At 45.5% G+C, this 12,003-nt stretch carries 7 protein-coding genes and 3 tRNA genes; 8 read left to right on the forward strand and 2 right to left on the reverse strand.

The window, feature by feature from the left end; genetic code table 11:
- Positions 1-262: 262 nt before the first annotated feature.
- Complete coding sequence (locus tag NI465_RS07875) at positions 263-1,219, reverse strand: RluA family pseudouridine synthase (RefSeq protein ID WP_004278531.1); 957 nt, start codon at positions 1,217-1,219, stop codon at positions 263-265.
- Positions 1,220-1,985: 766 nt separating this feature from the next.
- Between NI465_RS07875 and NI465_RS07880 the strand changes: the two genes are divergently transcribed.
- The 5 genes from NI465_RS07880 (at position 1,986) to NI465_RS07900 (ending at position 7,995) form a co-directional block, all read left to right on the forward strand.
- A complete protein-coding gene (locus NI465_RS07880; RefSeq protein WP_253144954.1) occupies positions 1,986-5,462 on the forward strand; it encodes an Rne/Rng family ribonuclease in 3,477 nt (1,158 codons plus the stop codon).
- 173 nt (positions 5,463-5,635) lie between these two features.
- Positions 5,636-7,477 carry a long-chain-acyl-CoA synthetase gene (locus NI465_RS07885; RefSeq protein ID WP_005261684.1) on the forward strand — a complete coding sequence of 614 codons (1,842 nt, stop codon included), beginning with the start codon at positions 5,636-5,638 and terminating at the stop codon, positions 7,475-7,477.
- A 195-nt stretch (positions 7,478-7,672) separates the two neighbouring features.
- Positions 7,673-7,748, forward strand: a tRNA-Lys gene (locus NI465_RS07890).
- 20 nt (positions 7,749-7,768) lie between these two features.
- Positions 7,769-7,844 (forward strand) — tRNA-Lys (locus NI465_RS07895).
- Positions 7,845-7,919: 75 nt separating this feature from the next.
- Positions 7,920-7,995: transfer RNA gene (locus NI465_RS07900), tRNA-Lys, on the forward strand.
- Positions 7,996-8,177: 182 nt separating this feature from the next.
- Here the strand turns inward: NI465_RS07900 and NI465_RS07905 are convergent.
- A complete protein-coding gene (locus NI465_RS07905; protein WP_180087213.1) occupies positions 8,178-8,867 on the reverse strand; it encodes a hypothetical protein in 690 nt (229 codons plus the stop codon).
- 243 nt (positions 8,868-9,110) lie between these two features.
- Between NI465_RS07905 and NI465_RS07910 the strand changes: the two genes are divergently transcribed.
- The 3 genes from NI465_RS07910 to NI465_RS07920 all read left to right on the forward strand — a co-directional run bounded on the left by NI465_RS07910 (position 9,111) and on the right by NI465_RS07920 (position 11,913).
- Positions 9,111-9,386: a PspC domain-containing protein gene (locus NI465_RS07910; RefSeq protein WP_004278536.1), complete on the forward strand. Its 276-nt coding sequence runs from the start codon at positions 9,111-9,113 to the stop codon at positions 9,384-9,386.
- 247 nt (positions 9,387-9,633) lie between these two features.
- On the forward strand, positions 9,634-10,419 hold the full coding sequence (locus NI465_RS07915; RefSeq protein ID WP_180087212.1) for a sulfite exporter TauE/SafE family protein: 786 nt from the start codon (positions 9,634-9,636) through the stop codon (positions 10,417-10,419).
- 81 nt (positions 10,420-10,500) lie between these two features.
- Complete coding sequence (locus tag NI465_RS07920) at positions 10,501-11,913, forward strand: SLC13 family permease (RefSeq protein ID WP_180087211.1); 1,413 nt, start codon at positions 10,501-10,503, stop codon at positions 11,911-11,913.
- Positions 11,914-12,003: the final 90 nt, after the last annotated feature.

The raw sequence follows: 12,003 nt of genomic DNA on the forward strand, positions 1-12,003 counted from the left end.
AAAGAACCAATAAAGTCGAATTATCAGTTTAGTTTTAATTCAACATTGCTCTTTAATAAGTAATGTTCCCTCTCCTGAACGAGTTTAAAACACTGCTTTAAACGACGTGCAAGAAAGGAGACTTGCTCAGCAGTGCTGCTCAGGGAGAGGATTCTTTCGAAATTTAATCTCCCTGGCCCCTCTTTAAAAAAGAGGGGAATTCCCTCCTTTTTCAAAGGAGGATGAGGGTGGATTGAATTTATTAAAAGAAAAAAATAAGTCCTTACTGAGCAGCCGGTTTATCCGCTTTCTGCGCTCTTAACTGCGCCACCAGACTCTGCATATCTTCCGGCAATGGTGCTTCAATCGCTGGATAGCCCGGAATGTCCAGACGCATGGCATGCAGACACAAACGGCGTGGTTTTGGCCCACGATATTCTGTTTCATGACCATACTTTTCATCGCCTACGAGTGGATGACCAATGCTCAAACCATGAACACGAATCTGGTGGGTACGACCCGAAAGCGGAGATGCATACACCAATGTGGCATGCATAAAACGCTCTTGCACGTTCCACTGGGTTTTAGACTCTTTGCCTTCTTTCGGTGACACGCAGACGCGACGCTCACCATTGGCCAGCTCATAACGATGTAAAGGTGCATCAATCAGCTGTTTATCCAGACTGACCTGCCCTTTTACCACAGCGGCATAGGTTTTTTTGATTTTATGTTCACGCAACATATCTTGTAATGTTTTCAACACGCTACGCTTTTTGGAAATCATCACCAGACCGGAAGTATCACGGTCAATCCGGTGAATCAATTCCAGATACTTTTTACCGGTTGCTGCACGTAAGCCTTCAATCAGACCATAGGCCACACCGCTACCGCCATGCACGGCAATCCCGGATGGCTTATTCACGACCATCAGACCTTCATCTTCATAAATCACCCGGGCCAATAAGCCTTGTGCCACTTTGTCGGAAACCGGTGCTGCAGATTCATCTTTTTGTTCATAGCGAATCGGCGCAACGCGAATCTGGTCACCGATTGCGAGTTTGGTTTCTGCTTTAATGCGTTTTTTATTGACGCGAACCTGGCCTTCACGAATCAGACGATAGATACGGCTTTTTGGCACACCTTTCAGACGACTAAACAGGAAATTATCGATGCGTTGTCCATCTTGATGTTCATCCACTTCAAACCAAGTGACGTTTTGCCATTGTTGCGTAGAATTCATACAGTTACTATGACCCAAAAAATACTAAAATTGATTAAAAACTGATCACTTAGGTTATGCTTTACACAAGAAACATAAGCTTAGCCCATAGGCAGATGATGCAAGGTTTGATATAGTCAGCGCACGGAAACCATCGTTTGTGAGTAAAAGTTGAATCATTTCAGATTTTTCTGAACTTGATTGTTCAATTAAAGACTCACATGATACGGGAAGGTCCCCAAAGAATTATGCCACGCCGAAGGCTTATTATATCGGCAAACAAAGCAAACTGTTGCGTTTAATTGTACCTCAGGTACATAAATCAGTTTGTCTTAAAAAATATGTCGCCAACTTTGTTGGTTTTTAAACGTAAACTGATACACATCAGATTAGTCGCAACCTGAAGACGACTTCAGGCTACAGCGTTGATGCATTGGATCTGCACAGTTTGTAAAGATACGACGACAATTCCGTATCAAGACACTTTCTATAAAGAAGGGATGATCTTCGAGCAATGTGACAGTGAAAGTTACACACATCCAATGTACCGCTCGTCCGCCAGTGAAGCGTTCAGGTGACTTTAATCCGTTTAAAGATTGAAGCCGTATTGCCATCATCAATACGTGAATCAAAAACCGAAGCCCATCTATATTAAATAGAGCTCGGTCATAAAAGACTCAAACCACAATGAAATTCATTGCAGATTTGAGCCATTGATCCGTGATGTGTGATGTTCGCTACGTGTATAGCGATTTTTTGCTGTGTATCACTATAAGGTGTTACACCCATGAAACGTATGTTGATTAATGCAACACATGCCGAAGAAATTCGCGTTGCACTTGTCACTGGTCAGCGTCTTTACGATTTTGATTTAGAAAATCGTACCCGTGAACAAAAAAAATCCAATATCTACAAAGGTCACGTGACTCGCGTTGAACCTTCTTTAGAAGCTGTATTCGTTGAATACGGTGCAGGTCGCCAAGGCTTCCTGTCCATGCGTGAAATCGCAAATTCATATTACAAAGCCGACCCTCGCCAAACTTCAAATATCCGTGAACTGATCACTGAAGGCACCGAACTTCTGGTTCAGGTGGAAAAAGAAGAGCGTGGCAATAAAGGCGCTGCCTTGTCTACTTTTATCTCACTTGCTGGCCGTTACCTGGTCTTGATGCCAAACAACCCGAAAGGTGGTGGTATCAGCCGTCAGATTTCTGGTTCAGTGCGTGAAGAACTGAAAGAAATGCTGGCAACACTGAACGTGCCACGTGGTATGAGTGTGATTGTGCGTACTGCCGGGATCGGTCGTTCACAAGAAGAATTGCAACTCGACTTACAGCACTTGTTAGACCTTTGGGCACAAATCCAGAGCACGGCAAGTTCAGGTCCATCGCCAATGTTGGTACATCAGGAAGCGGGCGTAGTGACACGTGCCATTCGTGACTACCTGCGTGATGATGTTGCTGAAATCCTGATTGACTCAGAACAAGCCTATAACGAAGCCTACAACTTCGTAAAAGCGGTAATGCCACGTCAGTTAGAAAAGCTGAAAACCTATACCTTAAATGAACCTTTATTCGCGCATTTCGCGATTGAAAGCCAAATTCAAACCGCTTATGAACGTGAAGTAAAACTTCCTTCGGGCGGTTCGATCGTGATCGACCAAACTGAAGCTTTAGTGTCAATTGACATTAACTCAGCAAAATCGACTCGCGGTAGCGACGTTGAAGACACCGCGTTAAACACCAACATTGAAGCGGCAGAAGAAATCGCGCGTCAATTACGTTTACGCGATATCGGTGGCCTGGTGGTGATCGACTTCATCGACATGACCAAAGACCGCAACCAGCGTATGGTGGAAGCGAAGCTACGTGAAGCAACGCAAAGTGACCGTGCCCGTATTCAGTTCGGTCAATTGTCACGTTTTGGTTTGATGGAAATGAGCCGTCAACGTCTACGTCCTTCTCTTGAAGAAGCGACTGGCTACGTTTGCCCTCGCTGTCATGGTACCGGCATGGTCCGTGATCTTCGCTCTTTATCGCTTTCGATTATGCGTAAAGTGGAAGAGATCGCGCTACGTGAACGTCATGGTGAAGTTCAAGTCGAAGTTCCAGTCGAAATTGCTGCCTTCTTATTGAATGAAAAACGTCACACCTTGGTCTATTTAGAACAGACTTCAAATGTACGTGTCACTGTGCTGCCGCATCCGCATCTGGAAACACCGCATTATGAAATCACTTATAATGCCGAAGGCTTTGCACCAACCAGCTATGAACGTACTGAAGCAACTCGTTCAAGTGAAAAAGAGTTGGGCTATGAGTCATCTGAATGGCATTTAGAAGAAGAACAACATACGCATGCTGCTGCACCAGCGCCTGCTCAACAGCAAAACAACGGCAGAAACAATAAACGCCGTAACCAGCAAAACCAAAATGCACAGCAAGTACCTGTTGCGCAACAAGCTCCAGCCCAAGCACAAGTTGCTGCTCCTGCATCTAGCCCATGCGCATGGTTAGAAAACCTGTTTGTTCAAAAACAGGCTGCGACTGTTGATCAATCGCGTACTGCCAACAATGCAGCTGCAGCAATTGAACAAATGATCAATGGCGGTGCGGTGAGCCGTGGTCAGTTCGGTCAATTGTCTGCACCAGTAGCACAACCTGCGCCACAGCAAGTGTCTCAACCTGCTGCTCCGGCAAGCAGCAATGCCTACCTTGCACCATCGACTGTAGCGCAAAAACAGGAACGTGATGCTGAAAAACCGGCAGAGCGTGATGAAAGAGCGCCGCGTCATAACAATAAAAAACCACGCAATCCGAAGCACAAAGAACCGCGTGAGCAGGTTCAGTCTGAAGCTTCCGCTCCTCAGCAACATCAGGTGCATGAAGAAGTGGTTCAGGTATCTCGTCAAGAGCAACGTCATGAAGCACGTGAAAACAAGCGTAATTCTCGCCGTCAGCATCACAATGAGCCATCTCAGCAAAATGATGTTCAAAACAATGAACAACAGCCACAACAGGCAATGCCACGTCGTGACCGCCGCAACCAGCCACGTCAGGAACGTCCAAATCGCCACCGCGATCCAAGCGTGCTGAATGAGCAGGCCCAACAAGCAGCACCTGCAGTCGTTGAAGTTCCAGCAGTCAATGACAAGCAGCTTCGTGTTGAATTGGTCGATGCGCCACGTCAAGACGTGATGCCAACAGCCATGGTCGTGAATATTGACCAGGCGAAAAGCGAAATCGTGGCATTGAATGACAATGCTGCAGTTGTAACGCCAGCGGTTGAAGTTACTGCACCGGCAGATGCGCCAGTTGAAGAAGCCGCTGCTGAAAATGTAGTGGAAGCTGCACTGACAGCCCCTGCTGAAGAAGTTGTGACAGCGGAAGAATCAAGCGCTGAAAAACCACGTGCCAGCAACGATCCGCGTCAGCGTCGTCGTCAGCAGCGTGAAGGACAGCCTCAACAGGCTACAGTTCAGAAGTTGACTCCTTCACAAGTACCAACGTTGGGTCAGTTCACCATTGGTAGCCTGATTCGCCATGTTTATGGTGAAGACTGCTCCGTACTGATTGAACAGTTTGGTTTATTGCCAACCTTCAACCGTGCTCTAGAGAAGTTCACAAAAGAGTACAACGCGAGTCTGGTGGCTGCAGCAACGCCTGCCACAGAGAAAAAACCGGTCACCCGTGATGTTCAAGTGACCGTAGCCAAGGTTGAAGCAGAGCCGGCTCCAGTTCTGGACCTGACTCCACCAAAACCGGTGTCGGACAAACGTGTCGCAAACGATCCACGTGAGCGTCGCCGTCTGGCTAAACAGGCTGCAGAACAGGCCCTGCAACAAGCCAAGCAACAGGCCAAAGTAGAAACAGCTCCGGCAGTTGAAACTGCGCCAGAAGCACCTGTAGCAGAAGCGCAAGCAGAGTCTGCTGAAGCAGCGGCAACTGAAACTCCAGTAACCACTGAAATCGCTATTGAAGAAACCGTAAATGCTCAGCCAGCTGAACAAGCAACTGAAACTACGGCACCAGTAGATACAGCTCCTACAGAAGCGGCTCCAGTGACTGAAGCTCAACCTAGAGATGCTGCACCAGTTGAAGCAAATGCTGAATCAGAAGCTCCTGTTACAGAAGCCCAGGATCAGGCCGAAGTAACAACAGAAGACACTGAAGCCAGCGAAGCTGAAAAAGCGGAGAAACAGGCTGCTCGTCCACGTCGTCCACGTGGTCGTCCACCGAAAAAAGCCAATACTGCAACTGAATCATAATTTGCTCAATTGCAGTCATCTAAAAAAACCTAGTCATTTCGGTGACTAGGTTTTTTTTGCTAGATTTAGTCAGAATAGGTTGATTGCACTAGTGTTTTAACGCTAAAAGATGGATAGCTCGTCTACTGTATATAAATTGAACGCATCGGATACGAAAAATAAATAGGATTCTCATGACCCAAATGAAACCACACGATCTGATTGGGATTGCAGATGTCGCTGCCAAAATCCCGGCTTTCTTGACCAAAGTGCCCAATTTGCTCACTGGTCTAAGACAGGCATATTTACGTACTCCGAACACACCGGCCGGCCTGGGTCTGGCTTTTGAAAAAGCCACCAAGCGTAACCCGGAAGGCATTGCCTTGCGTTTTGAAGAGCAAAGCTATAGCTATGCTGCTCTCAATGCCTGGGCCAACCAGATTGCCCATTTCTATCTATCCTTGGGCGCCAAGAAAGGTGATGTTGTTGCTGTCATGGTCGAGAACCGCCCTGAGCTGATTGCCAGCGTGATTGGTCTGGCTAAACTGGGTGTGACCACCGCTCTGGTCAATACCTCTCAAGTCGGCAAAGTGCTGACGCACAGTATCAATCTGGTCAAACCGATTGCCCTGATTGTCGGTGAAGAATGTCGTCATGCAGTCAACGAAATTCGTAATGACCTGAATATTAGCAGTGACCGCTTGCACTGGTTTGCAGATCAAAATACTCAAGCCGATCCGGGTCAGGCACCTGAAGGCTTTATCAACCTGGCTGAAAAAACCGATCTCTCCCCTAAGTTCAATCCATCGACCACCCATTCAGTGCAGGGCAAAGACGGGCTGTTCTATATTTACACCTCGGGTACCACGGGCCTACCTAAAGCGGTGATCTTTACCAATGGCCGCTGGACGCTGGCTTATGGCACCTATGGGCATGTGCTGAATCTCAATAAAGATGATGTGATGTACTGTACCCTGCCGCTTTATCATGCCACAGGCATGGTGGTGTGCTGGTGCGGTGTCATTGCAGGGAGCAGCACCCTGGCTATTCGCCGTAAATTTTCGACCTCTTCTTTCTGGAAGGATGTGCAAAAATTTGATGCCTCTGCGATTGGTTATGTCGGTGAGTTGTGCCGCTATCTGATGGATGCTCCCCCATCTGAACTGGAAAAAGGTCACCGCGTGACTAAGATGATTGGGAATGGCATGCGCCCAAATATCTGGGATAAATTTAAATCCCGTTTTGGCATTCAGGAAGTGCTGGAACTGTATGCCTCTAGTGAAGGCAATGTCGGTTTTAGCAATATTTTCAATTTTGACAATACCGTCGGTTTCTCACCCACACCGTATGCGATTATTGCCTTTGATAAAGATAAAAATGAGCCGGTACGGGACGCTAAAGGCCATTGCAAACGGGTGAAAAAAGGCGAAACTGGTTTATTAATTGGTAAAATTACCCGCCGTTCACCCTTTGATGGCTATACCGATCCGGAAAAAAACAAGTCAGTCATCATGCAGGATGTATTTACCAAAGGTGATGCTTACTTCAATACCGGAGATCTGGTGCGCAATATCGGCTTCCGTCATGCGCAGTTTGTTGATCGTTTAGGCGAGACTTTCCGCTGGAAAGGGGAAAATGTTTCTACAACTGAAGTGGAAAACATGCTGACCGAGTATGACAAAATCGTTGAAGCGGTGGTGTATGGCGTAGAAATTCCCAATACCAATGGTCGTGCCGGTATGGCCGCGATTACCCTGCAACCCGATGTAAAATTGGATGATGCAGATTTAGCAGCCATGGCCGCTTGCTTTAAAAAATGCTTGCCGGCTTATGCGGTACCGGTATTTTTACGTATACAACAGCAGATTGAAACTACAGGTACCTTTAAATACCAGAAAAATAAATTAAAAGAGCAAGCATTTGATCCGAGTAAAACCGATGAACGCCTGCTGGTGTTATTGCCAGGTGCAACGGCATATTCGGAGCTCACCGCAGAGATTTTTGCCAATATCCAGGCCTATCAATATCGCTTCTAAGTACTGAAGTTGCCTATTTTTTGTTTAGATAAAGCATAATTGTTGTATTTATAATCAAACATGGGCAACTTTGTTATTTTTTGCTTGCGCTGAAATGAGATCTTGCTACAATACGCTCCATCAAACAAAGTGGTGCTTTAAGCTATTTAGCTTGACTTGCACTGCACATTCAAACCTGGTTTGAATGATGGTTCAGGGTCGTTAGCTCAGCTGGTAGAGCAGCGGACTTTTAATCCGTTGGTCCCGCGTTCGAATCGCGGACGACCCACCACTTATTTGATATCCCTTGATGGGTCGTTAGCTCAGCTGGTAGAGCAGCGGACTTTTAATCCGTTGGTCCCGCGTTCGAATCGCGGACGACCCACCATCTTCCGAAAGGATCACGTAAAAGTACACCACACTCTTGCGTCATAAAAATGGTCATCATCATTTTTATTCCTCAGGGTCGTTAGCTCAGCTGGTAGAGCAGCGGACTTTTAATCCGTTGGTCCCGCGTTCGAATCGCGGACGACCCACCATTCTTTCCTTAGAATGTCTCCCTGATTTCCCTTATTATATTTTAATTAAATTGCGATGTTTTGGTCGTGTATTTCTGCGCCCAGATTTTAGGCTCACACGTTCCCACAACTTGCCTTTATTGTCTAATCTAAATCGTATTTGAATTAAGCTTTCGACCAGATCAGCCGATTTTTATCGGGCATTATTTTTGAATATGAAAGGATGTGTCTTTGACCAGTTCATAGGCTTTTGAAGGTGCCGGATAACCGCGATCAAATAATTCCCGGTTGGTTCTTTCCTTTTCACTATAGATTTTTTCCAGATTCATGACTAAGTGATTTGAATCTTTAATCTTATAGTAAAAGCTCGCCCCTTCTTTGCGATTCACTACTATATCGGTACGCTCAGGATTGATAAACCAGCGGTCTTTACGGTAGGTGATATTGTGAGCCGTGCTGTTTTTGGTATTATCAATAAATACTTTGCCATACTGTAAAATGCTGCGATGCACGGTACCGTCCGGCATCAGAGTCAAAATAAATTCTGCCTTGCCTTCAGTGCAAGGGGCAAAGCGGCCATCACAATCGATTTCAGTATGATAACGGCCTATAAACGCCTTGGCATCCTCTGGTACAGTTGCAGGGTTTAAATCAGCTTCTGCCGGAAGAGTCGCCTGCCCTGCGACCTGAGTTAAGGATTTGGCACTGACGGTCACTACATCGGCCTTCGTATTGGCAGCGGAAATTTTAACACCCTCTTCTGAGGCCGCCTGACTTTCCTGTTCAGGTTTGACTTGTTGCTGATCACAAGCCTGCAAAATCACTATACTCCCCAACACCAGGCTACATTTAAAAAAACTGCTTAATGTACAACGTGATACATCCAATTTCATTTTTAATAAACCTAAATAGGAAACATGGCGAGCAAAAAGCACACAGCAAAGCTGCTGAACTTTACACAAGAGTTCAATAGAATTTTCACTATGTTAGTAGCTCTTAGATCTGGTTTTAATCTTTATTAACATTACTTAACGATTTTATTTTTAATCAGCACTTTAAAAAGCTTAAGCAAACTCCATTTCTTTAAGTATGGATCCGTTTTAGGATTCAAACCTATTTTTAATCAGGAGATTTTAATGGCCAATGTTGGTTTATATCGCTCTAACCGCTCAAACATGATTGCAGGTGTGATGGGTGGTATTGCTGAACGTTTTGGTTGGAACGCGAATTTATTACGTCTGATTTTTGTGGTGATTTCAATCATGAGTGCCGCATTCCCGGGTATTTTGGTTTATCTGGTGCTGTGGTTAATCATGCCGAAAAAACAGTACAGAATTGATCATGACAGCGTTCATCAACCTCAGGGCTATCAAAATCCTGTGCGTACAGTGAATCAGGATAAACGCTATTAAGATAAACGCTATTAAGCTGTACAGTCATTTTTAACAAGCGTTCTTAACCAGTTTCATCGCAGAGCTTCCTCTTTCACCCCGGTTAAATGGGATGAAATTTTGATGCCACGGTAATTTCCCCAAGTTATCGTGGCTTTTTTTGCCTATATTTTTTTGTTATTTCTTTGCTCTATTACTGCTTTTCACTTTCTTTCTCAGTTGAATTCACGATAAGTTCAAGATTCCAATTTTTTAAAATGGATTTCACATGACTCAGGCAGAATGGATGATGCTGTGGCTCTGTACCGTAGCAGCCCTGCTGCATGGTTTAAGCGGCTTTGGCTTTCCCATGATGAGTACGGCTGTTCTGTCCAGCGCATATCCGCTTAGTATCGCGGTTACCCTTGTCATTCTGCCCTGTCTGCTGCTGAATCTGATCATGCTGAATGCCGACCCTGCGCATAGCCTGTTGAATAGTATTGGCTATTATATAAAACGCTATTGGCCACTAATACTTAGTAGCCTGATCGGCAGTGTACTCGGGGTCAAACTGTTACTTTGGCTAAATGAAGCTTATTTAAAACTGTTACTGGGTCTGGTGATTGTATTTTATGTCTTGGACCAGTTACGGGCACGGCCATTGCAAGTCAGCCCACATATTTCCAGCATGCTCTGTTTTGGTTTACTGGCCGGCATTATTGGAGGTGCGACCAATGCCATGGCGCCTTTTCTAATGATGTATTTAATGAGTTGCCAGCTCTCTAAAACAGATATTGTCATTATCAGCAATCTCAATTTCATTGCCGGTAAACTGATCCAGCTAGTTTTACTGTTTCCAATTCTGATCACACTGGAAACCCATCAACAGCATATTCTGATCGGGATCAGCTTATTCGCCCTTGCTGGTGTCTGGATCGGAGGCAAAATACGCCATCGTTTGTCTCAGCAGCACTTCAAATGGATTGTCCTGGCTTTACTTCTTGGCTTGGGCCTGTATGCCCTCTGGCAAAGTGCTGGATTATTGCAACAATCTGGTTATAGTATCTTTAAATAGGGTATTTTTTAAACAAAACAAAATTAAAAATTCAAAGCTAATATAAAAATGACGTAAATAAACACCTTGCAAGGAGAGCATATGACTCAGACCAACCTAGCTACCCCGACCAATGCTATGCCCAAAGGACTGCTGAAAGGCTGGATCCTTATTTTTGTCGCAGCCATTGTAGCTTATGGCTTATATCTTTACCTGCCCTATGACCAGAATGCCAATAAAGGACTGGCACTTTTAGCCTTTATCGGTATTTTATGGCTGACGGAAGCCATTCATATCACGATTACAGCGTTACTCGTCCCCGTAATGGCGGTATTGCTGGCTATGCCAATGGCCTCTGGTGAAGAACTGGTTCCGATTACCACGCAAGCCGCTTTGGCCACTTTTGCCGATCCTGTCATTTTCCTGTTTTTTGGTGGTTTTGCGCTGGCAACGGCGTTGCATATCCAGAAACTGGACCGGAAAATTGCCATGTGGATCATCTCCATGTCCAGAGGGCATCTGGGCATTTCTGTACTGGCGATTTTTGTGGTGACGGCGCTGCTGTCCATGTGGATTTCCAATACGGCGACTGCTGCCATGATGCTGCCTTTGGCCTTAGGCTTGCTTTCACATCTGGATGTCAGCAAGGATCGTAAAACTTTTGTCTTTATCCTGCTCGGCATTGCCTATTCAGCCAGTATTGGCGGACTGGGCACCATGGTCGGTTCACCTCCGAATGCCATTGCCGCCAAGGCACTTGGCTATGATTTTGCCGACTGGATGAAAATCGGCTTGCCGATGATGTTCATTATTCTTCCCGCCATGCTGGTCAGTTTATATCTAGTACTACGTCCAAAACTAAATCATAAAGTACAATTTGTGACCGAAGACATTCCCTGGACCGGCACCCGTATAGCCACCATGATCCTCTTTCTCTGTACTGCAATTGCCTGGATTTTCAGTAAAAAATTCACCGAAATTTTTGGTATTTCCCAGCCAGATACCTGGATTGCAATTTTGGCTGCCTGTATGGTGGTGATTCTGGGTACCGCAAGCTGGAAACAGATTGCAGAAAATACCGACTGGGGGGTCTTGTACCTATTTGGTGGTGGTCTGACCTTGAGTGCCATTCTGAAGGATTCAGGCAGTTCGCTGGTACTGGGGCAAACTCTGGCCAATGCCTTTGGTGATGCCTCCCCGCTGATGATTATTTTTGTAGTCGCCACTTTTATTATCTTCCTGACTGAATTTACCAGTAATACCGCTTCGGCTGCCCTGCTGGTACCAGTATTTGCCGCAATTGCGGATCAGATGGGCATGCCCAAAGAAATTCTGGTGATTGTCATTGGTATTGGTGCCTCATGTGCCTTTATGCTGCCGGTAGCTACCCCACCCAATGCGATTGTTTTTGGAACCGGTCATATCCAGCAAAGCGAAATGATGAAAGTCGGTTTTGTACTGAATATTATGTGTATCTTTATTATTTCCCTGTTTATTTACTGGTTCTTTATTTAATCATTAAAGTTTTAAGCATCACACCATCCACAAAGCACACTCCGGTGTGCTTTGTCGTATTAATCGCCTATATGTTGAATCTTTCTCTCA

The sequence above is a fragment of the Acinetobacter lwoffii genome, assembly GCF_024129855.1.
GTDB classification, from domain to species: Bacteria; Pseudomonadota; Gammaproteobacteria; order Pseudomonadales; family Moraxellaceae; genus Acinetobacter; species Acinetobacter lwoffii_L.